Annotated in this window: 23 protein-coding genes; 12 read left to right on the top strand and 11 right to left on the bottom strand. The window is 63.0% G+C overall.

What is annotated here, in order from left to right; genetic code table 11:
- Positions 1-216 precede the first annotated feature (216 nt).
- Positions 217-453 (bottom strand): hypothetical protein, encoded by a 237-nt coding sequence (locus ACIPZ5_RS05870; protein ID WP_343594666.1) that lies wholly within the window; start codon positions 451-453, stop codon positions 217-219.
- 261 nt (positions 454-714) lie between these two features.
- On the opposite strand from ACIPZ5_RS05870, the gene ACIPZ5_RS05865 reads away from it, so the two are divergent.
- Complete coding sequence (locus tag ACIPZ5_RS05865) at positions 715-1,692, top strand: NADPH:quinone reductase (protein ID WP_400807217.1); 978 nt, start codon at positions 715-717, stop codon at positions 1,690-1,692.
- Positions 1,693-1,837: 145 nt separating this feature from the next.
- Here ACIPZ5_RS05865 and ACIPZ5_RS05860 read toward each other — a convergent pair whose 3' ends face one another.
- From ACIPZ5_RS05860 to dprA, 3 genes are all read right to left on the bottom strand, one after another.
- The gene (locus ACIPZ5_RS05860; RefSeq protein ID WP_343594662.1) at positions 1,838-2,155 is read right to left on the bottom strand and encodes a hypothetical protein; all 318 of its coding nucleotides are present in this window, start codon (positions 2,153-2,155) and stop codon (positions 1,838-1,840) included.
- Between the two features lie 442 nt (positions 2,156-2,597).
- Complete coding sequence (locus ACIPZ5_RS05855; RefSeq protein ID WP_343594660.1) at positions 2,598-3,155, bottom strand: L-threonylcarbamoyladenylate synthase; 558 nt, start codon at positions 3,153-3,155, stop codon at positions 2,598-2,600.
- 43 nt (positions 3,156-3,198) lie between these two features.
- Entirely contained in the window at positions 3,199-4,296 is a 1,098-nt protein-coding gene (gene dprA / locus ACIPZ5_RS05850; RefSeq protein WP_400807214.1) for a DNA-processing protein DprA, read from the bottom strand.
- Between the two features lie 206 nt (positions 4,297-4,502).
- Here dprA and def point away from each other — a divergent pair, with 206 nt between their 5' ends.
- From def to ACIPZ5_RS05825, 5 genes are read left to right on the top strand one after another with little or no spacing between them, the layout of a single operon-like run.
- Complete coding sequence (gene def, locus ACIPZ5_RS05845; protein ID WP_016712797.1) at positions 4,503-5,009, top strand: peptide deformylase; 507 nt, start codon at positions 4,503-4,505, stop codon at positions 5,007-5,009.
- Between the two features lie 60 nt (positions 5,010-5,069).
- A complete protein-coding gene (gene fmt, locus ACIPZ5_RS05840; RefSeq protein ID WP_400807211.1) occupies positions 5,070-6,002 on the top strand; it encodes a methionyl-tRNA formyltransferase in 933 nt (310 codons plus the stop codon).
- Complete coding sequence (gene rsmB, locus ACIPZ5_RS05835) at positions 5,999-7,309, top strand: 16S rRNA (cytosine(967)-C(5))-methyltransferase RsmB (RefSeq protein WP_400807209.1); 1,311 nt, start codon at positions 5,999-6,001, stop codon at positions 7,307-7,309. The genes fmt and rsmB overlap by 4 nt, the downstream gene beginning before the upstream one ends.
- Positions 7,310-7,332: 23 nt before the next feature.
- Positions 7,333-8,706 (top strand): Trk system potassium transporter TrkA, encoded by a 1,374-nt coding sequence (trkA, locus tag ACIPZ5_RS05830; RefSeq protein ID WP_261942137.1) that lies wholly within the window; start codon positions 7,333-7,335, stop codon positions 8,704-8,706.
- An 11-nt stretch (positions 8,707-8,717) separates the two neighbouring features.
- The gene (locus ACIPZ5_RS05825; protein ID WP_400807207.1) at positions 8,718-9,026 is read left to right on the top strand and encodes a tetratricopeptide repeat protein; all 309 of its coding nucleotides are present in this window, start codon (positions 8,718-8,720) and stop codon (positions 9,024-9,026) included.
- 299 nt (positions 9,027-9,325) lie between these two features.
- Here ACIPZ5_RS05825 and ACIPZ5_RS05820 read toward each other — a convergent pair whose 3' ends face one another.
- Both ACIPZ5_RS05820 and ACIPZ5_RS05815 read right to left on the bottom strand, forming a co-directional pair.
- Positions 9,326-10,213, bottom strand: a complete 888-nt coding sequence (locus ACIPZ5_RS05820; RefSeq protein ID WP_054884420.1) for a lysophospholipid acyltransferase — start codon at positions 10,211-10,213, stop codon at positions 9,326-9,328.
- A gap of 40 nt (positions 10,214-10,253) precedes the next feature.
- Positions 10,254-10,805: a DNA-3-methyladenine glycosylase I gene (locus tag ACIPZ5_RS05815; protein WP_261942135.1), complete on the bottom strand. Its 552-nt coding sequence runs from the start codon at positions 10,803-10,805 to the stop codon at positions 10,254-10,256.
- 83 nt (positions 10,806-10,888) lie between these two features.
- On the opposite strand from ACIPZ5_RS05815, the gene glyQ reads away from it, so the two are divergent.
- The 4 genes from glyQ to ACIPZ5_RS05795 all read left to right on the top strand — a co-directional run bounded on the left by glyQ (position 10,889) and on the right by ACIPZ5_RS05795 (position 15,250).
- Positions 10,889-11,836, top strand: a complete 948-nt coding sequence (gene glyQ / locus ACIPZ5_RS05810; protein ID WP_027592054.1) for a glycine--tRNA ligase subunit alpha — start codon at positions 10,889-10,891, stop codon at positions 11,834-11,836.
- Positions 11,833-13,884: a glycine--tRNA ligase subunit beta gene (gene glyS / locus ACIPZ5_RS05805; RefSeq protein WP_343594644.1), complete on the top strand. Its 2,052-nt coding sequence runs from the start codon at positions 11,833-11,835 to the stop codon at positions 13,882-13,884. Before glyQ ends, glyS begins: the two co-directional genes overlap by 4 nt.
- Before the next feature lie 3 nt (positions 13,885-13,887).
- Positions 13,888-14,415: a D-glycero-beta-D-manno-heptose 1,7-bisphosphate 7-phosphatase gene (gmhB, locus tag ACIPZ5_RS05800; protein WP_085676570.1), complete on the top strand. Its 528-nt coding sequence runs from the start codon at positions 13,888-13,890 to the stop codon at positions 14,413-14,415.
- 64 nt (positions 14,416-14,479) lie between these two features.
- Entirely contained in the window at positions 14,480-15,250 is a 771-nt protein-coding gene (locus tag ACIPZ5_RS05795) for a 1-acyl-sn-glycerol-3-phosphate acyltransferase (RefSeq protein WP_060507778.1), read from the top strand.
- 298 nt (positions 15,251-15,548) lie between these two features.
- Here ACIPZ5_RS05795 and ACIPZ5_RS05790 read toward each other — a convergent pair whose 3' ends face one another.
- Positions 15,549-17,168, bottom strand: coding sequence for an MFS transporter (locus tag ACIPZ5_RS05790; protein WP_313711007.1), 1,620 nt, complete (start codon positions 17,166-17,168; stop codon positions 15,549-15,551).
- A gap of 97 nt (positions 17,169-17,265) precedes the next feature.
- Complete coding sequence (locus tag ACIPZ5_RS05785) at positions 17,266-18,912, bottom strand: GMC family oxidoreductase (RefSeq protein ID WP_400807202.1); 1,647 nt, start codon at positions 18,910-18,912, stop codon at positions 17,266-17,268.
- Positions 18,913-19,130: 218 nt separating this feature from the next.
- Between ACIPZ5_RS05785 and ACIPZ5_RS05780 the strand changes: the two genes are divergently transcribed.
- Positions 19,131-20,018 carry a LysR family transcriptional regulator gene (locus ACIPZ5_RS05780; RefSeq protein WP_400807199.1) on the top strand — a complete coding sequence of 296 codons (888 nt, stop codon included), beginning with the start codon at positions 19,131-19,133 and terminating at the stop codon, positions 20,016-20,018.
- Here the strand turns inward: ACIPZ5_RS05780 and ACIPZ5_RS05775 are convergent.
- Genes ACIPZ5_RS05775 through ACIPZ5_RS05765 form a run of 3 tightly spaced genes read right to left on the bottom strand, consistent with a single transcriptional unit; the run spans position 20,007 to position 23,003 of the window.
- Positions 20,007-20,825 (bottom strand): sulfite exporter TauE/SafE family protein, encoded by an 819-nt coding sequence (locus ACIPZ5_RS05775; protein WP_261942130.1) that lies wholly within the window; start codon positions 20,823-20,825, stop codon positions 20,007-20,009. The two genes, ACIPZ5_RS05780 and ACIPZ5_RS05775, sit on opposite strands and share 12 nt — an antisense overlap.
- Entirely contained in the window at positions 20,822-22,078 is a 1,257-nt protein-coding gene (locus ACIPZ5_RS05770; protein ID WP_400807197.1) for an FAD/NAD(P)-binding oxidoreductase, read from the bottom strand. The genes ACIPZ5_RS05775 and ACIPZ5_RS05770 overlap by 4 nt, the downstream gene beginning before the upstream one ends.
- A 40-nt stretch (positions 22,079-22,118) precedes the next feature.
- Positions 22,119-23,003: an MBL fold metallo-hydrolase gene (locus tag ACIPZ5_RS05765; protein WP_343594823.1), complete on the bottom strand. Its 885-nt coding sequence runs from the start codon at positions 23,001-23,003 to the stop codon at positions 22,119-22,121.
- A 222-nt stretch (positions 23,004-23,225) separates the two neighbouring features.
- Between ACIPZ5_RS05765 and ACIPZ5_RS05760 the strand changes: the two genes are divergently transcribed.
- Positions 23,226-24,545, top strand: a complete 1,320-nt coding sequence (locus ACIPZ5_RS05760) for a sigma 54-interacting transcriptional regulator (protein WP_343594632.1) — start codon at positions 23,226-23,228, stop codon at positions 24,543-24,545.
- The last annotated feature ends 8 nt before the right edge of the window (positions 24,546-24,553 follow it).

Genomic DNA, 24,553 nt, shown 5'->3' with positions numbered 1-24,553 from the left:
CATACCACCGCCGGCCTGTGCGCCGCAGTTGACGGCGATCAAACTAAGGCGTCGAAGACTTCCCCTACCCCATGCCGGCTGCAAATTCCACTGCTAACCAAGTAAAGCCTATACTGCACTTGGTCAGCAGCCGCAGTTCGCCTGAAACACCAGAGAAAAATACGGCGTTCACATTAGCGTAGCGATGGCAAGATCAGGTATTAACAACTATTTAAATTACTCCAAGTTCGCGTGAGATTCTGCCTCCTCCCGTGAATATAAAGAGCACACGGGAGCATCGGCAGGACCACTGTAGAAACAGGTCTTACTAGATACTCGACCGTGCTTGAACCCATCGTAATTCAAGGCATCCCCAATGGACATACCCATGAACAGCGCTTTTCGATCCTCTTCAGGAAGCAGGAGTTCCTCAATTTTACCTGAACGATCAACAAAGTAGACACGGTATTGCATATTGCACCTCCTTAGTTACGTGCCGATTGATAGTGCATTGATGCAATAGTTCGCATAACCCACATATTTGCTAGTTGAAAAATATAAACGCTCGTGCCACCGCAGTTTTCAGCGACGATTCATGCTTCCGTTCCTTGAACGTATAGAAAGACGGCATTCATCGGTGATTGATCAAACGCATCCTGACGCAGGTGTTGACGTCACTTGTGCAAAGGCGTCCGATAGAAGGCCTTTTACCGATCCCGACAACAGGAGTGCGAGATGGCCAAGCGTATCCAGTTCAGTCAGCATGGCGGCCCGGAAGTGCTGCAGCTTGTGGAGTTCGACCCCACCCCACCGGGGCCGCAGCAGGTGCGCGTGCGCAACCATGCGATCGGCCTGAACTTCATCGACACCTACTTCCGCAGTGGGCTGTACGCGCCGCCGTCCCTGCCTTCTGGCCTGGGCACCGAAGCGGCGGGCGTGGTCGAAGCCGTGGGCGAGGGCGTGACCCGGCTCAAGGTCGGCGATCGCGTGGCCCATGCCGGCGGCCCCCTGGGCGCCTACAGCGAGGTGCATACGCTGCCGGAATCCAACCTGGTCAAGCTGCCCGACAACATCAGTTTCGAGCAGGCGGCAGCGGTGATGCTCAAGGGGCTGACCGTGCAGTACCTGCTGAAACAGACCTATGAGGTGAAACCGGGTGAGGTGATCCTGTTCCACGCCGCAGCGGGTGGTGTGGGTTCCCTGGCGTGCCAGTGGGCCAAGGCCCTGGGCGCCAAGCTGATCGGCACCGTGAGCTCTGCCGAGAAGGCCGAGCGGGCCAAGGCGCTGGGGGCGTGGGCGACTATCGACTACAGCCGAGAGGACGTGGCCAAGCGGGTGCTGGAACTGACCGATGGCAAGAAGTGCCCGGTGGTGTATGACGGTGTCGGTGCCGACACCTGGCTCACCTCGTTGGACTGCCTGCAGCCGCGTGGGTTGATGGTGAGCTTCGGCAATGCTTCGGGGGCGGTGAGCGGGGTGAACCTGGGGATCCTGTCGCAGAAGGGTTCGCTGTATGTCACCCGGCCGACGCTGGCGACCTATGCCAACAATGCCGAGAACACCCAGGCCATGGCCGATGACCTGTTCGCGATGATTGGCAGCGGGAAGCTGGTTGTGGATATCCAGCAACGGTATCCATTGAGTGAGGCGGCGAAAGCGCAGGCGGAGTTGTCGGCGCGCAGAACTGTCGGCTCTACCGTTCTGCTGCCTTAAGCCAAACACCGCTCTCAAGCCAGTAGATCCCCCTGTGGGAGCGGGCGTGCCCGCGAAGCAGCCACCGCGATGGATGGCACCGGCTCCGCCGGTGTTCGCGGGCTAGCCCGCTCCCACAGATACCGTATCAGCCTCGAATAGGGCGCTAACCCTGCGAGGGCCGGTTCGCCGATGATGGCGTCGTCTCGATACCATCGAGAATCGCCTCAATCACCCCCTCAGCCATTTCAATTGCGTGCAGGTTCGACCAGAACATGCCACGACCTTCTTCGCGCATGTAATCGAGGGCCTTGTAGCCGGTTTCGTAGGCGCAGCGCAGGTACAGCGCTACGTGAACCAGGGCATCTTCAGCGGAAATGTTCGGGTTGACCGTGAACAGGGCTTCGTGGCCGGCGTCGCAGCGACCAAAGGAACGGGTGGAGGTGCAGGGAAGGGGTGGATCGGGGACGATTTTCTTGATCATTGGAAAATGCTCCTCAAGGCCGCCACCACTCACTACCACGTGAAGGGTGGCGGCTGTACGCGAGGTGGTAGACCCGGGCATTTTCCAATCCAGGCAGGCTCGAAAGCCTCCCACGCACAGCCGCCATAGACTGTCATGGAAAAAATGCATCCGGGCTACCACACCCGATCACCGAGTTATTCGGCGACGGATGAAGCCTAGAGGCAGAGATTCCCGCTGAGAAGGTGATGGCAGGGGACGCAGGTCGTAGGATATTTCCCAATCCTCAATCCGGACAGCCATTCGAGACAAATTCAGAAAAATCGTTACCGTTCTGGGGCCGCTTTGCGGCCCAATCGCCGGCAAGCCAGCTCCCACTCCGACCGCGCCGATTACAAGTCATGCGCCGTACCTGTGGGAGCTGGCTTGCCGGCGATCGAGGGCAAAGCCCTCGCCAGCGACATCAGCCTGGACGAACAACCTCGCCGGTCGCCAGATTGCGAATCACACTCGGATTCTTCCGCCCGCCCAGCGCCCCACCGAGCACCAGGTCCAGCTGGCCATGGAAGTACTGTTCCACCCGCAACCGGGTCTTCGCCGCCGGGCGCCCGCCCGGGTTGCACGAGGTGGAAATCAGCGGCCCCACCAGCGCGCACAGCTCACGCACCACCGGATGGTCGCTGACCCGCAACGCCACAGTGTCATGCTGCCCGGTCACCCACTCGGGCAACAGGTCCTGATGCGGTACCAACCAGGTGTTCGGGCCCGGCCAGGTGGCGCTCATGCGGTCGATCCAGTCCTCGGGAAAGTCCTCGAACAGAAAGTCGAACTGGCGGATGTTGTCGGCGACCAGGATGAGGCCTTTATCCACAGGCCGCGACTTCAGCGCCAGCAGGCGATACACCGCGTCCTCGTTCCACGGGTCGCAGCCCAGGCCCCAGACCGCTTCCGTCGGGTAGGCGATCACTGCGCCCGCCCGGATCTCACGTGCGGCTTGTTGCACACGAAAACTGCTCACCATTTGTGTCTCTCCGCCTTTTTAACCTTGCTTGCGCGCAGTGTACTTAGCCGGCGCGGGCAAACCAACGCCCGGCGACATTGCTGACCCGGCCTTCCAGCTCCAGTTCCGTCAGCTGCGCCAGCACCTCGGCCAGCGGCCGGTCGCTGAAGTGGGCCAGGTTCTCGCTAGTCTGTGGTGCGGCATGTAGCAGGGCAAGCAGCGGATGCGCCGGTTTTTCCACGATCGCGGGCGGCAAGTTCTGCCAACCGCGCAGGCTTTCCAGGATCTGCTCCACGCTTTCCACCAGCAATGCACCATCGCGGATCAGTTGATGGCAGCCCTTGGCCGCAGGATGGTGGATCGAACCGGGAATCGCGTACACCTCGCGGCCCTGCTCAGCCGCCAGGCGGGCGGTAATCAACGAGCCGCTGGCAAGGCTGGCCTCGACCACCAGCACCCCAAGTGACAGGCCGCTGATGATGCGGTTGCGCCGCGGGAAGTTACCCGGCAGCGGCCCGGCATCGAGCGGATACTCGGACACCAGTGCGCCACCTCGGTCGACCATCATCCGGGCAAGGTCACGGTGGCGCTGTGGATAAAGTTTTTGCAAGCCTGTGCCAAGCACACCTACGGTGCCCCCTCCGACCTCCAGCGCCGCCCGATGAGCGGCACCATCGATGCCCAGGGCGAGCCCGCTGGTGATGGTGAAACCGGCCTGGGCCAGGTAGCGGGAAAATGCCCTGGCCGTGTCGAGTGCCGGAGGTGTGGCACGCCTGCTGCCCACAATGGCCAGCTGAGGTCGGTCAAGCAGTGTCGGGTTGCCAGCAACGAAAAGCAGCGGTGGGGCATCGTCGATTTCCCCCAGCAGTGCCGGGTAGTCAGGGCCGTCCCACATCAGCAAATGCTGGTCAGGGCCCTCTAGCCAGGCCATTGCGGCCAGCGCGCCGTCGCGCACTTCGGCGCTGCGCCGGGCATCGATGCTGGCCTGCCCAATGCCCAGTGCACGCCAGGCCGAGCCCGGCGCACTGAGCGCGGAAGAAGCACTGCCAAAGGCCTCCAACAAGGTACGAAAGCGTCGCAGTCCCGTCTCGGGCAGGCGGTGCAGACGTAATCGCGCTTCCAGTTCGGAAGGTGGACAAGGCGACGAATGGTAACTGGGCATGGGGATCATCCTTGATCGAAACAGGGCCATCTACGTGGCACAACCTGTGGATAACTCTGTGAGTAACACTTTGAAAAGCTGTCCATTGATTGGGGGCTATTACGCCCATAGACACCCTAGACGAGCTTGCCAGGTGCCGAAATCCCCGTTTCCCTTTATTATGTGTGCTCAGTTTTCAACCGACCGCACAGTGACTGCCTGACCTTATGGCCATCTTGAACATTCTCGAATTCCCGGACCCGCGCCTGCGCACCATCGCCAAACCGGTGACGGTGTTCGACGACGCCTTGCGTCAGCTGATCGACGACATGTTTGAAACCATGTACGAAGCCCCCGGCATCGGCCTGGCCGCCACCCAGGTCAATGTGCACCTGCAGGTGGTGGTCATGGACCTCAGCGAAGACCGCAGCGAACCGCGCGTCTTCATCAACCCGACTGTCGAAGAACTGACCCACGACATGGGCCAGTACCAGGAAGGCTGCCTGTCGGTCCCGGGCTTCTACGAGAACGTCGACCGCCCGCTGCGTGTGCGGGTCAAGGCCCAGGACCGCGACGGCAAGCCGTATGAGCTGGAATGCGAAGGCCTGCTGGCTGTGTGCGTGCAGCACGAGTTCGATCACCTCAACGGCAAGCTGTTCGTCGACTACCTGTCGCAGCTCAAGCGCGACCGGATCAAGAAGAAGCTGGAAAAGCAGCACCGCCAGCAAGCCTGATCCCCACCTTCCAGAAGGCTTGCTCCGGCAAGCCTTTTTCTTTTTTGAAGCGAGAACTCCATGCGCATCGTCTTTGCAGGCACTCCAGAGTTTGCCGCCGAACACCTCAAGGCCCTGCTCGACAGCCCGTACGAGATCGTGGCCGTCTACACCCAGCCTGACCGCCCTGCCGGTCGTGGCCAGAAGCTCATGCCCAGTGCAGTCAAGGCACTGGCCGTGGCCCATGACATCCCGGTGTTCCAGCCACCGACCCTGCGCAATGCCGAAGCACAGGCTGAACTGGCTGCGCTCAAGCCAGACCTGATGGTAGTGGTCGCCTACGGCCTGATCCTGCCGCAGGTGGTGCTCGACATCCCGCGCCTGGGCTGCATCAACAGCCACGCCTCGCTGCTGCCTCGCTGGCGCGGTGCGGCGCCGATCCAGCGCGCCGTGGAAGCGGGCGATGCCGAGAGCGGCGTGACCGTGATGCGCATGGAAGCCGGCCTGGATACCGGGCCGATGCTGCTCAAAGTGGTCACCCCGATCAGCGCCGACGACACCGGCGGCAGCCTGCACGACCGCCTCGCCGAAATGGGCCCGCCTGCTGTAGTCCAGGCCATCGCCGGTCTGGCTGACGGTTCGCTGCAAGGTGAAGTTCAGGACGATGCCCTGGCCACCTACGCACACAAGCTGAACAAGGACGAAGCCCGCATCGACTGGAGCCGCCCGGCCATCGAGCTGGAACGCCTGATCCGCGCCTTCAACCCTTGGCCGGTGTGCCACAGCACGCTCGACGCCGAGAGCGTCAAGGTACTGGCCGCCAACTTGTCCACAGGCAGAGGCGCGCCGGGTGAAATCCTCTCCGCCAGCAAGGATGGCCTGGTAGTCGCCTGCGGTGACCAGGCCCTGAGCCTGACCCGCCTGCAATTGCCCGGTGGCAAGGCGCTTAACTTCAGCGACCTGTTCAACAGCCGCCGCGAGAAATTCGCCGCCGGCAAGGTACTGGGCCAATGAACCCGCGCCTCGCCGCCGCCCGCGCCCTTGCCGCTGTCCTCAGCGGCAAGGCCTCGCTGAACAGCTCACTGCCGGCACAGCTGGACAAGGTCGAAGAACGCGACCGCGGCCTGACCCAGGACCTGGCATTCGGCACCGCGCGCTGGCAGCCCCGCCTCGACCTGCTGGCCGCACAGCTGCTGCAGAAGCCATTCAAGGCCGCCGACGCCGATGTGCAGGCGCTGCTGCTGGTCGGCCTGTACCAGCTTTTCTACACCCGCATCCCGGCCCACGCCGCCATCGGCGAGACCGTTGGCTGTGCCGACAAGCTGAAGAAGCCTTGGGCCAAGGGCCTGCTCAATGCCGTATTGCGCCGCGCCCAACGTGAAGGCGAGGAACTGCTGGCCGGCATGGAGCGCGACCCGGTGGTGCGCACCGCGCACCCGCGCTGGCTGCAGAAGTCGCTGAAAGCTTTCTGGCCGGAGCAGTGGGAAGCCATCTGCGCTGCCAACAACGCCCACCCGCCGATGATCTTGCGCGTCAACCGCCGCCACCATAGCCGTGACGCCTACCTGGCGCTGCTGGCCGAGGCGGGCGTTGCCGCCAGCGCCTGCCAGTACAGCCGTGACGGCATCGTGCTGGCCGAAGCCTGCGACGTGCGCGGCCTGCCAGGCTTTGCCGAAGGCTGGGTGAGCGTGCAGGACGAAGCCGCGCAGCTGTCCGCCGACCTGCTGGAACTGGCACCCGGCCAGCGCGTGCTCGACGCTTGCTGCGCCCCGGGCGGCAAGACCTGCCATCTGCTCGAAGCCGAAGCCGGCCTGGGCCATGTAGTGGCCATCGACCTCGAAGCCAAGCGCATGACCCGCGTGCGCGAGAACCTCGACCGCCTGCAGCTGGACGCCGAGCTGATCGCCTGCGATGCCCGCGACACTGCCAGCTGGTGGGACGGCAAGCCGTTCCAGCGCATCCTGCTTGACGCACCGTGCTCGGCCACCGGCGTGATCCGCCGCCACCCGGACATCAAGCTGACCCGTCAGGCCGACGACATCCCGGCCCTGGCCACGCTGCAAGGCGAGCTGCTCGATGCCCTGTGGCCAACTCTGGAAGTGGGCGGCATGCTGCTGTACGCCACCTGCTCCAGCCTGCCGACCGAGAACACCGAAGTGATCGACGCCTTCCTCGCCCGCACCCCGGGCGCCCGTGAGCTGGACCTTTCCACCGCAGCCGGCCTGCGCCAGCCCCACGGCCGCCAGTTGCTGGCCCAGGAAGGCGGCCACGACGGGTTCTACTATGCCAAGCTGATCAAGATCGCCGCCTCGCGCGGATAAGAACAAAAGGTAGGGAGTAGCGGATGAAGATCATCATCCTCGGCGCAGGGCAGGTGGGCGGTACGCTGGCGGAACACCTGGCCAGCGAAGCCAACGACATCACCGTGGTCGACACCGATGGCGACCGCCTGCGCGACCTGGGCGACCGCCTGGACATCCGCACCGTGCAAGGCCGTGGCTCGCTGCCGACGGTGCTGCGCCAGGCCGGTGCCGACGACGCCGACATGCTGGTGGCGGTAACCAACAGTGACGAGACCAACATGGTCGCCTGCCAGGTGGCCTATTCGCTGTTCCACACCCCCACCAAGATTGCCCGGGTGCGCGAGTCGGCCTACCTGACCCGCGAAGAGCTGTTCGACAACGACCACATCCCGGTCGACGTGCTGATCAGCCCCGAGCAGGTGGTGACCAACTACATCAAGCGCCTGATCGAACACCCGGGCTCGCTGCAGGTAATCGACTTTGCCGAGGGCAAGGCCCAGCTGGTGGCGGTGAAGGCCTATTACGGCGGCCCGCTGGTGGGCCAGCAGCTGCGCCAGATCCGCGCGCACATGCCCAACGTCGATACCCGCGTGGCGGCGATCTTCCGCCGCGACCGGCCCATTACTCCGCGGGGCGACACGGTGATCGAAGCCGATGACGAAGTGTTCTTCATCGCCGCAAAGAAGGACATCCGCGCCGTGATGGGCGAGCTGCGCCGCATCGACGAGACCAACAAACGCATTGTCATCGCCGGGGGCGGGCAGATTGGCGAGCGTCTGGCCGAAGCCATCGAGAGCCGCTACCAGGTGAAGATCATCGAGATGAGCGCGGCACGCTGCAGGCACCTCTCCGATACCTTGGAAAGCACTGTGGTGCTGCAGGGCAGTGCCTCGGACAAGGACCTGATGCTCGAAGAGAACATCGCCGACGCCGACATCTTCCTGGCCCTGACCAACGACGACGAAGCAAACATCATGTCGTCGCTGCTGGCCAAGCGGTTGGGCGCGGGCAAGGTAATGACCATCATCAACAACCCGGCCTATGTCGACCTGGTTCAGGGCGGCGAAATCGACATCGCCATCAGCCCGCAGCTGGCCACCATCGGTACCTTGCTGGCGCACGTGCGGCGCGGCGATATCGTCAGTGTGCACTCGCTGCGCCGCGGCGCAGCCGAAGCCATCGAGGCGGTGGCGCACGGCGATTCGAAGTCGAGCAAGGTGGTCGGCAAGGCCGTCGAGCACATTGCCTTGCCACCGGGCACCACCATCGGCGCGATCATCCGCGACGAGGAAGTGCTGATCGCCCACGACGACACGGTGATCGAGTCGGGCGACCACGTCATCCTGTTCGTTGTGGATAAAAAGCACATTCGCGATGTGGAGAAGCTGTTCCACGTCGGCTTGAGTTTCTTCTAGGAGAAGAGGGCATGCGCGAATCGCTGGAGAAGATGCTGGCCAAGGGTGTGGATAACCCGCTGCTGCGGTTTGGCCTGGGCAAGGCCTGGCTCGACGAGGGCAATGGCGCGCAGGCGGCGATGCACCTGGCGCGGTGTGTGGAACAGGACCCGAAGTACTCGGCGGCGTGGAAGCTGCTGGGCAAGGCGTATCAATTGGTCGGTGACCTTGCTGCGGCGCGCAAGGCCTGGGAAGACGGAATCGTGGCGGCCCAGGCCCATGGCGACAAGCAGGCCGAGAAAGAGATGGCCGTGTTCCTGAAAAAACTGAACAAGGCTTGAGATCGCCGGGGCTGCTTTGCAGCCCATCGCAGCGGTTCGTCGCCACGACAAGCCAGCTCCCACAGGGACCGAGCAGGCTCTTGGATTCTGTAAAAACCCTGGCTTCCTCAGGCTAAAGATAACCTCAGGTCAATGCGGTCGGTGTGGGAGCTGGCTTGCCAGCGCCCACAGGGACCGGGCAGGGTCTTGGATTCTGTACAAACCCTGGATTCCTCAGGCTAAAGCATAACCTCAGGTCAATGCGGTCGGTGTGGGAGCTGGCTTGCCAGCGAAAGGGGCGCGAAGCGCCCCCAACAATCTCAATACCAGCGCGGCTCGCCGGCCGGGCGCTTCTTGAAGCGCTTCATGCTCCACATGTACTGGCTCGGGTACTCGCGCACATAGCGCTCGACCACCTTGCTCATGGCCGCTGCCGACACGTTCACGTCGGTGCTGTACATCTCTTCCGGCGCAGCTTCCAGGAACACCTTGAAACCCGAGCCGTCCGGCAGCCGCAGCGCATGCAGGAACACGCCCACCGCCTTGCCACCGGCCAGCATGTTCGGCACGAACTTGCTGGTCAGCGCCTGGGTCCCGAGGAATGGCACGAACACACCCGCCGACTCGGCCGGCTCCGGGTCGGCAGGAATGCCAACCTGCCCGCCGCGACGCACTTCCTTGATCACGCTCAGGATGCCTTCCTTGGTCGAAGGCGCCACGCGGTTGCCCATCTGCACGCGCTGCTCGCGCAGCAGGTCATCCACTGCCTTGAGCTTCGGCGGGCGGTAGAAGATGATCGGTTTGCACTGGTTGCAGTAGAAGTGGTTGAGCACTTCCCAGTTGCCCAGGTGGCTGGTGATGCCGACCACGCCCTTGCCCGAGGCGAGGGCCTGCTCCAGCACTTCCAGGCCGTGTACTTCCTTGACCAGCTCCAGCGAACGCTGCGGTGGCCAGATCCAGGCACAGGCACTTTCGACAAAAGATTTGCCGATATCCTTCAGTGCACGGCCGACCAGCTGCTCACGCTCGACCGGGTCCATCTCCGGGAAGCACTTGGCCAGGTTGATGCGCACGACATTGCGCGAGCCATTGGGGATTTTCCACATCAACCAGCCGATACCGGCGCCGACGCGCTGCACAGCGCCCCAGGGCAGCTTGGCAAACAGACGCAGCACCCCGACCATCAGGGCGCCCTTGAACTTTTCCACAGGCAATTCCTTATTTCAGCAAGGCGCGCATTGTAACCCCTCAGCGCAACAAGGCGGCGTAGCGATCGCAATCGGTAGTGTGGTCCATGACCATGCCGGTGGCCTGCATGAAGGCGTAGCAGATGGTCGGGCCGACGAAGGTGAAACCGGCTTTCTGCAGGGCCTTGCTCATGGCCTTGGCTTCGTCGGTCACAGCGGGCACATCGCTGCGGCCCTGGAAGTGATTGATCTTCGGCTCACCCCCCACGAACGACCACAACCACTCGGCTGGGTTATCCACAGCCAGCCAGGCCTGTGCGTTGCGCCGGGCAGCCTTGAGTTTGAGGCGATTGCGGATGATACCGGCATCGAGCATGAGCTCCTCGATGCGTTCGTCGCTCATGGCAGCCAGTTTCACCGGATCGAAGCCGTGCATCACCTGGCGATAACGCTCGCGTTTACGCAAAACGGTGATCCATGAAAGCCCGGCCTGGAACCCTTCGAGCAAAAGCATCTCGAACAGCAACGCCGGGTCACGCTGGGGCGTTCCCCATTCCTGGTCGTGGTAGGCCTGGTACAACGGATCGTCGGTACACCAAAAGCAGCGTGGCATAAGGCTCCAATGAGTAGAGGGCGAGGCGAATCAGGTTATACTCCCGCTCTTTACATCCGCATCCCCAGATACAGGTGAATTTCGTGAGCCAGCCTACGCCAGCCGTGCGTACCTTCCAAGACCTGATCCTCGCCCTGCAAAATTACTGGGCAGCTCAAGGTTGTGTGGTGCTTCAGCCCTACGATATGGAAGTAGGCGCCGGCACTTTCCACACCGCTACATTCCTGCGCGCCGTGGGTCCAGAAACCTGGAACGCCGCCTATGTGCAGCCAAGCCGTCGCCCTGCCGACGGGCGGTATGGCGAAAACCCCAACCGCCTGCAGCACTACTACCAGTTCCAGGTGGTCCTGAAGCCGAACCCGGCCAATTTCCAGGAGCTGTACCTCGGCTCGCTGAAAGCCATCGGCCTCGACCCGCTGGTCCACGACATCCGCTTTGTCGAAGACAACTGGGAATCGCCGACCCTCGGCGCCTGGGGCCTGGGCTGGGAAATCTGGCTGAACGGCATGGAAGTCACCCAGTTCACCTACTTCCAGCAGGTAGGTGGCATCGAGTGCTACCCGGTGACCGGTGAAATCACCTACGGCCTGGAGCGCCTGGCCATGTACATCCAGGGCGTCGACTCGGTCTACGACCTGGTGTGGGCCGACGGCCCGTTCGGCAAGGTCACCTACGGCGACGTGTTCCACCAGAACGAGGTGGAGCAGTCGACCTACAACTTCGAACACGCCAACGTCGAGAAGCTGTTCGAACTGTTCGATTTCTACGAAAGCGAAGCCAACCGCCTGATCAAGCTGGAGCTGCCGCTGCCGACCTATGAAATGGTCCTGAAGGCCTCGCACACCTTCAACCTGCTGGACGCCCGCCGCGCCATCTCGGTAACCGAGCGCCAGCGTTACATCCTGCGCGTACGTACCCTGGCCCGGGACGTGGCGCAAAGCTATCTGCAAGCCCGCGCACGCCTGGGCTTCCCGATGGCCACCCCTGAACTGCGTGACGAAGTGTTGGCGAAGCTGGAGGCTGCACAATGAGTGCTCAAGATTTCCTGGTAGAACTGGGCACCGAAGAGCTGCCACCGAAAGCCCTGGCAAGTCTCGGCGACGCCTTCCTGGCCGGCATCGAGAAAGGCCTGCAGGCCGCAGGCCTGAACTACACCGGCAAGCAGGTCTACGCCGCGCCGCGCCGCCTGGCCGTGCTGATCCGCCAGCTTGACGTGCAGCAGCCTGACCGCAGCATCAACATCGACGGCCCGCCCATGCAGGCTGCTTTCAAAGACGGCGAGCCGACCCAGGCTGCCCTGGGCTTTGCCAAGAAATGCGGTGTTGAGCTGTCGGAAATCGACCAGAGCGGCGCCAAGCTGCGCTTCTCCCAGCACATCCCGGGCAAGGCCACCGCCAGCCTGCTGCCGACCATCGTCGAGGATTCGCTCAACGACCTGCCGATCCCCAAGCGCATGCGCTGGGCCGCCAGCCGTGAAGAGTTCGTGCGCCCGACCCAGTGGCTGGTGATGCTGCTGGGCGACCAGGTGGTCGACTGCACCATCCTGTCGCAGAAGGCCGGCCGTGAATCCCGTGGCCACCGCTTCCACCACCCGGAAAACGTGGTCATCACCACCCCGGCCAACTACGTCGAAGACCTGCGCAAAGCCTACGTGCTGGCCGACTTCGCCGAGCGCCGCGAACTGATCAGCAAGCGTACCGCCGAGCTGGCCATGCAGCAGGAAGGCAGCGCCATCGTGCCGCCGGCACTGCTGGACGAAGTGACCGCCCTGGTCGAGTGGCCGGTGCCGCTGGTGTGCTCGTTCGAGGAGCGTTTCCTCGAAGTGCCGCAAGAAGCCCTGATCACAACCATGCAGGACAACCAGAAGTACTTCTGCCTGCTGGACAGCGAAGGCAAGCTGCTGCCGCGCTTCATCACCGTGGCCAACGTCGAGAGCCGTGACCCCAAGCAGATCGTGCTGGGTAACGAGAAAGTCGTGCGCCCGCGCCTGACCGACGCCGAGTTCTTCTTCAAGCAGGACAAGAAGCAGCCGCTGGAAACCTTCAACGAGCGCCTGAAGAACGTGGTGTTCCAGGCTCAGCTGGGCACTGTCTACGACAAGGCCGAGCGCGTTTCCAAACTGGCTGCGTTCATCGCCCCGCTGATCGGCGGCAACGCCCAGCGCGCTGGCCGTGCCGGCCTGCTGTCGAAGTGCGACCTGGCCACCGAGATGGTCGGCGAATTCCCTGAAATGCAGGGTGTTGCCGGTTATTACTACGCGCTCAACGACGGTGAGCCGGAAGACGTCGCCCTGGCCCTGAACGAGCAGTACATGCCGCGCGGTGCTGGCGCCGAGCTGCCGCAGACCCTCACCGGTGCTGCCGTGGCCATCGCCGACAAGCTCGACACCCTGGTCGGCATCTTCGGCATCGGCATGCTGCCTACCGGCAGCAAGGACCCGTACGCCCTGCGCCGTGCCGCCCTGGGCGTGCTGCGCATCCTGATCGAGAAGCAGCTGGACCTGGACCTGAGCGCTGCGGTCGAGTTCGCGGTCAAGCAGTTCGGTGCCAAGGTCAAGGCCGCTGGCCTGGCCGAGCAGGTGCTGGAGTTCATCTTCGACCGCCTGCGTGCACGCTACGAAGACGAAGGCATCGACGTTGCCACCTACCTGTCGGTACGTGCCCTGAAACCAGCTTCTGCCCTGGACTTCGACCAGCGCGTGCAGGCCGTGCAGGCCTTCCGCAAGCTGCCGGAAGCCGAAGCCCTGGCGGCAGTGAACAAGCGTGTATCGAACCTGCTGAGCAAGGCCGAAGGCGCCATCGCCGAACAGGTCGAGCCGAAGTACTTCGACAACGCCAACGAGTTCTCCCTGTACTCGGCCATCCAGCAGGCCGACCAGGCCGTGCAACCGATGGCAGCTGCTCGCCAGTACAGCGAATCGCTGGCGCGCCTGGCGGCCCTGCGTGACCCGGTCGACGCCTTCTTCGAGGCGGTGATGGTCAACGCCGAAGACGCCAAGGTACGTGCCAACCGTTATGCCCTGCTCAGCCGCCTGCGCGGCCTGTTCCTGGGCGTGGCCGACATTTCGCTGCTGGGGTAAGCCTTGAAACTGCTGATTCTCGATCGTGACGGGGTGATCAACTACGACTCCGACGCCTACATCAAGACGCTGGAAGAGTGGATCCCGATCCCTGGCTCGGTCGAGGCCATCGCGCAGTTGAGCAAGGCGGGCTGGACGGTGGCCGTGGCCACCAACCAGTCCGGCATCGCCCGTGGCTACTACCCGCTGGCAACCCTCGAGGCCATGCACGCGCGCCTGCGCGCGCTGGTGGCCGAGCAGGGCGGCGAGGTGGGCCACATCGTGTATTGCCCGCACGGGCCGGATGAAGGCTGCGATTGCCGCAAGCCCAAGCCTGGCATGCTGCGGGCGATCGCCGAGCATTACCAGGTAGGCCTTGAAGGCGTCTGGTTCGTTGGCGACAGCAAAGGTGACCTGGAGGCCGCCCTGGCCGTCGGTGCACAACCCGTGTTGGTGAAAACCGGCAAGGGTGAGCGGACCCTGGAAAAAGGCGTCCCGGAAACTACACTGATTTTCGACGATCTGGCAGCTATCGCCAGAGAAATTATTTAAACAACAATGCGCCTTCGGGCGCATTTTTCCCAGGCGGGCACGCCCCGCAACGGTACTTGCCACTATGTCGATCCTGCAGGCGATCAGAATCTTTCTTTTTTACCTGCTGCTGGGCACCAGTTCGCTGCTGTGGTGCTCGCTGAGCTTCTTCGTCGCGCCGTTCTTGTCGTTCCCCAAGCGCTACACGTTCATCAACGTGTACTGGTGCCGTTGCGCCCTGTTCCTGGTGCGCACCATCCTTGGCATCAACTACAAGGTCACCGGTGCCGAGAACGTGCCGGACGAGCCCTGCGTGATCCTGTCCAACCACCAGAGCACGTGGGAAACCTTCTTCCTTTCCCAGTATTTCTCGCCGCTGAGCCAGGTGCTCAAGCGCGAGCTGCTGTATGTGCCGTTCTTTGGTTGGGCCATGGCCATGCTGCGGCCGATCGCGATCAACCGCGACAACCCCAAGGAAGCCCTGCGCCAGGTGGCCAGCAAGGGTGACGAGTTGCTCAAGCAGAAAACCTGGGTGCTGATCTTCCCGGAAGGTACCCGGGTGCCGTTCGGAACCGTGGGCAAATTCTCCCGAGGCGGTACCGCGCTGGCCGTGAATGCCGGGCTGCCGGTGCTGCCGATTGCCCACAACGCAGGCAAGTTCTGGCCCAAGACGGGCTGGGGCAAGCGCTCGGGCACCATCGAGGTGGTGATCGGCAAGCCGATGTATGCCGAGGGTACCGGGCCACGGGCCATTGCCGAGCTCAATGACCGCGCTGCAGCGTGGAACGAAGCGACCCAGCGGGCCATGGGGTCGCTGCCGCCAGTGGATGAAAAACCGCAGGAGCAGATGGCCTGAGCATCTGTGGATAACTTGTGAACAGTTTGTTCTTGAAATACCTGGAATCGACGCTAAGTCTATGAATTAGCTGTTTATTTCTATGTATGACGTTTTTCTGAAAAACGTGCATAAGTTTTTTTGGAGCATAAGAAAACCGGCTTTTACAGCCGGTTTTTTTATGCGTGGAACGTGGTAATCGGTGTAGGTCTTTTCGCGGGCAAGCCCGCTCCCACAAGGTTAGCGGAGAGCCCTGCGGGAGCGGTGAGCCCCTCCCACAAGGTTGGCGGTGAGCCCGCGAAGAGGCCGACGCAGATCCTCAGACCTTGTCGATATCCACGTCCTTGGTTTCTTTCAGGCAGAAGATCCCCACCACCAGGCTGATACCGGTCACCAGCACCGGGTACCACAAGCCGTAGAAGATATCCCCGGTATACACCACCAGCGCGAACGACACGGTTGGCAGGAAGCCGCCGAACCAGCCGTTGCCGATGTGGTAGGGCAGCGACATCGAGGTATAGCGGATGCGAGTCGGGAACAGCTCGACCATCACCGCTGCCAGCGGGCCGTAGGTCATGGTCGCGATCAGGATCATCGCCACGATCAGCACCACCACCATCACCTGATTGACCTGCCCTGGGTCAGCCTTGGCCGGGTAGCCCGCTTGCTCCACTGCCGCGCGCATGGCCGCTTCGTCGAAGCCGTTGATGGTCTTGTCGCCAATGTTCACGACCACATCGCTGCCGGCCACGCTCACCGAGCTGTACGGCAGGCCCTGCTTGACCAGGAAGGTCTTGACCTTGTCGCACGGGCTGTCGAAGCGTGCCTTGCCGACCGGGTCGAACTGGAAGGTGCAGCCCTGCGGATCAGCAGTGACCACGATTGGCGCCTGGCGGCTGGCCGCGTCGATCTGCGGGTTGGCATAGTGGCTCAGGGCCTTGAACATCGGGAAATACAGCACGGTGGCCAGCAGCAGGCCGAGCATCAGGATCGGCTTGCGCCCGATGCGGTCGGATAGCCAGCCGAAGAACACGAAGAACGGCGCGCCGATCACCACGCTGATGATCAGCAGGGTATTGGCCTGGGCTGGGTCCATCTTGAGCATCTGGGTCATGAAGAACAGCACGTAGAACTGCGCGGTATAGAAGGTAACCGCTTGCCCGGCGTTGATGCTGAACAGCGCAGTGAGCACGACTTTCAGGTTCGGCCAGGAGGTGAACGACTCGCGGATCGGCGACTTGCTGACCTTGCCCTGGGCCTTCATTTTCACGAACGCCGGCGACTCGTGCATGCTCATGCGGATCCAGGTAGAGATCGCCAGCAGGAAGATCGACAGCAGGAACGGCAGGCGCCAGCCCCAGGTTTCGAACTGGTCGCCACTGATGTAGCGGCTGCCCAGTACCACCAGCAATGACAGCAGCAGGCCCAGGGTAGCGGTGGACTGGATGAAGCCGGTGTGGAAGCCGCGCTTGCCGGGTGGCGCGTGCTCGGCCACGTAGGTGGCGGCACCGCCATATTCACCACCCAGCGCCAGCCCCTGGAGCATGCGCAGGACCACCAGGATGATCGGTGCCGCGATGCCGATGCTGGCGTAGGTCGGCAGCAGGCCGACGGCGAAGGTCGACAGGCCCATCAGCACGATGGTCACCAAGAAGGTGTACTTGCGCCCGATCATGTCGCCCAGGCGGCCGAATACCAGCGCACCGAACGGCCGCACCAGGAAGCCGGCGGCAAACGCCATGAGGGCGAAGATGAAGGCGGTGGTGTCGTTGACCCCGGCGAAGAACTGCTTGCTGATGACAGCGGCCAGCGCCCCATAGAGAAAAAAGTCATACCACTCGAACACCGTCCCGAGGGATGACGCGAAAATGATCTTGCGCTCTTCACGACGGCTGGAGGTACTCGCCGTTGCACCCTGCTCTTGGATGTAATCCGACATCGTTGCTGTCCTCGGCCCGCAGGCCACAGTGATTATTCTTGTTGTTCCACTGTCGGCAGCTTGTGACCGCGAGCTGCCGGTGTTGCACGCTCCCGGGTCAGGGGGTCGGTACCGCGTCTTCGTTCAGGTAGGTCTGGGTTGCGGCTCCTTTGAGGATCAGTTGCGCCGCCTTCTCGGCGATCATCAGGGTAGGGGAACAGGTATTGCCGGAGGTGATCTGCGGCATGATCGAGGCATCGGCCACGCGCAGCCCAGGAATGCCATGCACTCGCAGCTGGTTATCCACAACGTCCAGGTCGCCGTTGCCCATGCGGCAGGTGCCGACCGGATGGAAGATGGTGGTGCCGATCTTGCCGGCCGCCTCGAACAGTTCTTGCTCGGTTTGCAGGGACGGGCCTGGCAAATATTCCTTGGGATCGAAAGCGGCGAGGGCAGGGGCCTGGACGATGTGCCGGGTCAGGCGGATGGCGTCGGCGGCGACGCGCAGGTCCTGAGGGTCGCTCAAGTAGTTGGGATCGATCTGCGGCGTACTGTTCATGTCCGCACTGCGGATATCGATACGCCCGCGGCTGGCCGGGCGCAAGTTGCACACCGAGGCGGTGAAGGCCGGAAACGAATGCAGCGGCTCGCCGAAGCGCTCCAGTGACAACGGCTGCACGTGATACTGCAGGTTCGGTGTGGCCTGCTCCGGGCTCGAGCGCACGAAGGCCCCCAACTGGCTCGGCGCCATGGCCAGCGGGCCACTGCGGTCGTAGAGATAGCGCAGGCCCATGCCCAGCTTGCCCCACAGGCTGTTGGCCATCTGGTTGAGGGTGCGGGTGTTGCGGATCTGGTAGATCAGCCGCAGTTGCAGGTGATCCTGCAGGTTGCCGCCGACGCCTGGCATGTCGTGGCGTACAGCAATGCCCAGGCTTTCGAGCAGCTTGCGCGGGCCGATGCCGGAACGCTGGAGAATGCCGGGCGACCCCACGGCACCGGCGCAAAGGATGATCTCGCGGCGCGCAGCAAACTCATGCCAGGTGCCTTGCCACAAAGCTTTAACCGCACGGGCACGGGTGTTGTTCAACAGCACCTGGTCTACCTGCACGCCGGTCAGCACGGTGAGATTGGGGCGGTCCTTGATCGGCCGCAGAAAAGCCTTGGAGGCGTTCCAACGCACACCGCTGCGCTGATTGACCTGAAAGTATCCACAACCCTGGTTGTCGCCGGTGTTGAAGTCGTCGACCTTGCCGATGCCACTTTGCTCGGCGGCGTCGCGGAACGCATCGAGGATCGGCCAGCTGTAGCGCTGGCGCTCGACTCGCCATTCACCCTCGGCGCCATGGTGCTCGCTGGCACCGGCAAAGTGGTTCTCACTGGCCTTGAACAACGGCAGTACATCGTTCCAGGCCCAGCCTTGGTTGCCTTGTGCGGCCCAATGGTCGTAATCGGCGGCCTGGCCGCGCATGTAGATCATGCCGTTGATCGAAGAACAGCCGCCGAGCACCTTGCCCCGTGGATAGCCCAGCGCACGACCGCCCAGGCCAGGTTGCGCTTCGGTCTTGAAGCACCAGTCGGTACGCGGGTTGCCGATGCAGTAGAGGTAACCGACGGGGATGTGAATCCAGGGATAGTTGTCGCGACCACCGGCTTCGAGCAGCAGCACGCGGCTGGAAGGGTCAGCGGACAAACGATTGGCCAGCAGGCAGCCGGCGGGACCGGCGCCTACGACCACGTAGTCGAAGGCAGAATCGGCTGATGGCATGTGCAACCTCGCGCCTGATTTTTATTCTTGTTCCGATCCATCTTAGTGAGTAATTTCGCCAAGGAAACACGAGATTTCACGCAGCCGCTGTGCGTTTTAGCACAGCGGTAAGTCTGTACCGGCGCTTCGCGGCTAAAGCCGCTCCCACAGGGATAGCGTTGTCTGTGGGAGCGGGTTTACCCGCGAAAGGGCCGGAACGAACAGCCACAAGGATCAGTATGTTCGACTGGAACGATCTGCGGTTTTTCCTCGAGTTGCAGCGCAGTGGCCGCCTGCTCAGCGCGGCCAAGCGCCTCAATACCACCCACAGCACGGTGGCCCGGCATATCGAAAGCATCGAGAAGAGCCTGGGCACGCCACTGTTCGTGCAGCATGCCCAGGGCTATGAACTGACCCCGTCGGGCCAGGCGCTGCTAAAGCATGCTGAAGCCATGGAGAACGTTGCCCTGCTGGCGCAGGAAGAAATCACCCAAGCCATCACCCCCCTGGGCAAGATTCGCCTGGGGGTCACCGAAGGCATCGGCATCATGTTCTTCACCCCGCGCATGAGCGAGCTGTTCGCCCGCTATCCGGGGCTGGAGGTTGAGCTGGTGGCCGTACCGCGCTTCGTCAGCATCCTCAACCGCGAAGCAGAAATCAGCATCCATCTGGAGCGGCCCAACGCCGACCTGCTGATCACCCGCAAGCTCACCGACTACCGCCTGGCGCTGTACGCCAGCCAGGAATACCTGGACCGGGCGCCGCCCCTGCGCAACCGCGAGGACCTGGCCCGGCACAGCTGGATCGGCTACGTCGATGACCTGCTGTTCAGCCAGGAACTGCTGTTTCTCAACAGCTTCTGCCGCGCACCGAACGTGGCCTTCCGCAGCACCAGCGTGATCGCCCAGCAAACCGCCGCCCGCGCCGGCCTGGGTATCGCCGTGCTGCCCAACTACATGGCCCGTCACGACCCGACGCTGGTGCGCGTGCTGCCCAGCGAGACCATCCAGCGCAGCTACTGGATCTGCACCCGCCGCGAGTTGCACAAGTCGGTGCGCCTGCGGGTGGTGTGGGACTACCTGCTGGCGCTGTGCGCGGCGGAACAGGATGAGCTGCTAGCTGAATAGCGCCTTGCCAGCCAGCAGCAGGGCCGCCAGCCAACCGGCCACGGCAAACAGCTGCTGCAGCCGTGGGCCGGCAATCCTGGTTGCCAGTGGCCTGGCCAGCAGCAGGCCGATCACTGCACCGATGGCGAACGGCGCACCGATCCGCCAGTGCATCACACCGGCCAGGCTGGCGCTGACCACGCTCCCCGTGGAAACCAGCGCGATAACGGCCAGGGATGTCGAGACAATGCTCTTCATGCGCAGGTTGGTGTAGCGGTTCAAGGCGGGAATGATTACAAAACCACCGCCCACCCCCAGCAGGCCGGAGAGCAAGCCGGACATTACTCCGGTAAACGCCAGGGCGCGTGCGCAGGGCAGCGTCCAGCGCAAACGCCCCTGCAACGGGTTCAGCACGCAAGGCTCGATGTAGCGATGGGCTTCGCTGCCTTCGCCACGCAGCTCTTTGGCCGCCTTGCGCCAGATGCGCAGGCAGGCGTAGATCAGCACGCCAGCGAACACCAACGCCAAGGGTGTGTTGGGCAAACGGTGGGCCAGCATCAGGCCGAACGGCGCCGCGGCGATGCCGATCAGTGCGATGAACAGGGCGGCGCGATAACGCACCAGCCCTTCGCGCAAACCGAGTACCGCGCCCACCGCCGCGGCAAGCCCTACGGCAAGCAGGCCGATGGGCGCCGCTTCGACCATCGACAGGCCAAGCCCGAACACCAGCAGCGGTACTGCCAGGATGCCACCACCGGCACCGGTCAGCGCCAGCACCGCACCGATGATCGCACCGAGGCCAGCGCCCAGCAGTTGATGTTCGATCACTGTGCGCCCTCGGTGTCCAGCGGTTGCGGGCGCGCCAGCCACTCTCGGCCTTTGAGCATGCCCTGCCAATACAGCGGCGGCAGCACCCGTGCCTTCAGCAACCAGGCCAGGCGTGTCGGCTGGCGCCCATCGAGCAACCAGCGAGGGAAGCTCGGAGCGACCTTGCCGCCATAGGTGAACTCGGCCAGGACGATCTTGCCGCGCTCGACGGTCAGTGGGCAGGAGCCATAGCCGTCATATTGGGCCAGGCTAGGGAGGCGGCCCAGCGCCACCAGCACATTGTTGGCTACAACCGGCGCCTGCTTGCGCGCAGCCGCGGCAGTCTTGGCATTGCTGGTGTTGGCCACATCGCCCAGCGCGTGGATGTTGCCGAACTGACGATGGCGCAAGGTATGCGGATCGACATCGACCCAACCGGCTGCATCGGCCAACGGGCTTTGGCGGATGAAGTCCGGGGCTACCTGCGGCGGCACCACATGCAACATGTCGAAGGCTTCGGTACGGGTTTCACTGCTACCGTCGCCTAGTGTACGCACGAAGGTGGCACGCTGGTTGGGCCCATCCACGGCCACCAGGCGATGGCTGTAGTTGAGGTCCACGCCGTACTTGTCGATATAGGCCATCAAGGCGGGCACATAGTCGGGAACGCCGAACAGCACGGCACCGGCATTGAAGAAACTGGCCTTCACATCGCCCAGCCGACCATTGCGCAGCCAATGGTCACAGGACAGGTACAGCGCCTTCTGCGGCGCGCCAGCGCACTTGATCGGCATCGGCGGCTGGGTGAACAGGGCGCGTCCCTGCTTGAGCTTTTGCACCAGCTCCCAGGTATAGGGCGCCAGGTCGTAGCGGTAGTTGGAGGTGACACCGTTGCGACCGAGGGTTTCGCTGAGCCCGTCGATGGCGTCCCAGTCGAGTTTCAGGCCAGGGCAGACCACCAGTTGTTCATAACTGATGGCGCGGCCACCTTCGAGGGCGACCAGCTGGGCCGAGGGGTCGAAGCCCTGCACGCGGGCCTTTATCCAGCGCACACCCCGCGGGATAGCCGAGGCCAGGGTGCGGGCAGTGCTCGGCGCCGTGAACACACCTGCGCCGACCATGGTCCAGCCTGGCTGGTAGTAGTGCACGTCGGCAGGGTCGATCAGGGCGATGTCCAGCGAAGGGTCGCGGGCGATCAGGCTAGAGGCAGTGGCGATACCGGCGGCACCGGCACCGACGATGACCACCTTGTGGTGGTCGGCATTGGCAGGCATGGCAGTCAATCCTGGAATTTCTGGTAATAGGGCAGGGCAGTCAAAGCTTGTTCAGCGGGATCTTCAGGTAGCTCACGCCGTTTTCTTCAGGCTCAGGGAACTGGCCACTGCGCATGTTCACCTGCACCGATGGCAGGATGAGCACGGGCATGTCGAGGGTCTTGTCGCGGGCTTCGCGCATGGCCACGAAGCTGTCCTCGTCGATGCCTTGGTGGATGTGAATATTGCTGGCGCGCTGCTCGGCCACCGTGGTGACGTACTGCATCTCGCGCCCGCCTGGCAGGTAGTCGTGGCACATGAACAGCTGGGTCCGGTCGGGGAAGGCAAGCAGGCGACGAATCGAGCGGTACAGCGTGCGCGCATCGGCGCCGGGGAAGTCGCAGCGGGCAGTGCCGTAGTCAGGCATGAACAGCGTATCGCCGACGAACACCGCAGTCTCGCCACCGTCCACAACCATATAGCTGAGACACGCCGGCGTATGCCCCGGGGTATGCAGAGCACGGGCATGCAGGTTACCAATGCTGAAGCCTTCCTCATCTTCGAACAGCACATCGAACTGGCTACCATCCCGAGCGAAGCCGGGCTCGGCATTGAACAGCGTGCCGAAGACTTTCTGTACCTGGGTAATGTGCGCACCGATGGCCGTGTGGCCACCGAGCTTGCCCTTGAGGTAGGCCGCTGCCGAGAGGTGGTCGGCGTGCACATGGGTTTCCAGCACCCACTGCACCGTGGCTTTGAGCGCTTTCACACGATCGATCAAGCGATCCGCCGAGGCGGTGCAGGTGCGACCGGACTTGGGGTCGTAGTCCAGCACGCTGTCGATCAGTGCGCACTGACGGGTTTCACGATCCATGGCCAGGTAGCTGATAGTCGAGGTCGCCTTGTCGTAGAAGGCTTCCACGTGAAGGTTGGTGCCGTTGATCATCACGTTCTCCAGATAATCCGCCTCGCCTTGTACCGGCGTAGGCAGTGGGAGGAGGTTTATCAAGATGCATGCCAGGCCATTTCCAGCGTTACGGTCAATGAAACCAACATGTCACCAATAGCTGTAAGCCATTCTGGCAGCACGTTTGGCAGTCGACTGTCAGCCAATGGCAGTGTTTGGCAGTCCTTGTTACCCTGCGCCAGGTCATCCCATGGTGCTGTCATGTCTGAAACCCGCCCCCTCATCCTAGCTCTGGTTTCCTACCTTGAGCACGATGCCCTGCCGACCATCGTGCTGGACACCGACTACAACATCCTCGCGGCCAACGCGGCTTATCGCCGGCAATTCGGTCGAGACGAGCAGGCCCCGCTGGGTGAGAAATGTCATCGGGTGTCGCACCATTACGCCGTCCCGTGTGACCAGGCCGGTGAGCACTGCCCGATGCGCAAGGCATGGGACAGCAAAGTGCCCGAGCGCGTGCTGCACATTCATCACACGCCCCGTGGTCCCGAACATGTGGATGTGGAGTTGCGGCCGATCCTCGATGAACAGGGCAGGGTGGTGGCCTTCGTCGAGCGGCTTACCAGCATCACCCTGGCGTCCGCGCAGCCTCAAGAACAAGGGCTGGTCGGGCGAGCGCCGGCTTTCAAGACAGCCCTGGCCAGCCTGCAGCGTGCGGCACCCGCACAGATTCCTGTGCTGCTTCAGGGCGAATCGGGTACCGGCAAGGAGCTGTTCGCTCGCGCCATTCACATGGGTAGCCCACGGGCCAATGGCCCACTGGTCGTTGTCGACTGCACCGGCCTGACCGAGTCGCTGTTCGAGAGTGAGCTGTTCGGCTACGAGAAAGGCGCGTTCACCGGCGCCAACCAACGCAAGATAGGCCTGGCCGAAGCGGCCCACGGCGGCACGCTGTTCCTCGACGAAATCGGCGAGGTGCCATTGGCGATGCAGGTCAAGTTGCTGCGCCTGATCGAGTCTGGCAGCTTCCGGCCTGTAGGCAGCTTGCGCACGGTGCATTCGGATTTTCGCCTGGTCTCAGCGACCCACAAACCGTTGAAGCAGATGGTGGCCGATGGCACTTTCCGTGAGGACCTTTACTACCGCATCAGCGGTTTCCCGATCCGCCTGCCCGCGTTACGCGAACGGGTAGAAGATCTGTCGTTGCTGGCCGAGAGCCTGTTGCAGCGCATGGCAGGCAAAACGTCACCACAGCTCACCGATGCGGCGCTGAAGCAGCTCGGGATGCATCCATTCCCGGGCAACATCCGCGAACTGCGCAACATTCTTGAAAGGGCACGGCTGTTTGCCGAAGACGGATTGATCCGGCCAGAGCACTTGCCGGAAGACGTTGGGCCGCAGATAGAAGCAGCTGTTAGCGCAGTTCGAAGACGAAAGGACCTACCGGAGCTGGCGCAAGCCCTCGAACAGTTCCAGGGTTCGCGCAGCGAGCTGGCGCGTCACCTTGGCCTGAGCGAACGCACCTTGTATCGCCGTCTGAAGGCGCTCGGCCTGCAGCAGTATCCTCGGACCTTTACCTGACCTTTACC

It is taken from the genome of Pseudomonas sp. NPDC089428, from assembly GCF_044749325.1.
Lineage (GTDB): Bacteria > Pseudomonadota > Gammaproteobacteria > Pseudomonadales > Pseudomonadaceae > Aquipseudomonas.
Note: the sequence above shows the minus strand (reverse complement) of the source record. Positions and strands in the feature narration are given on the sequence as shown.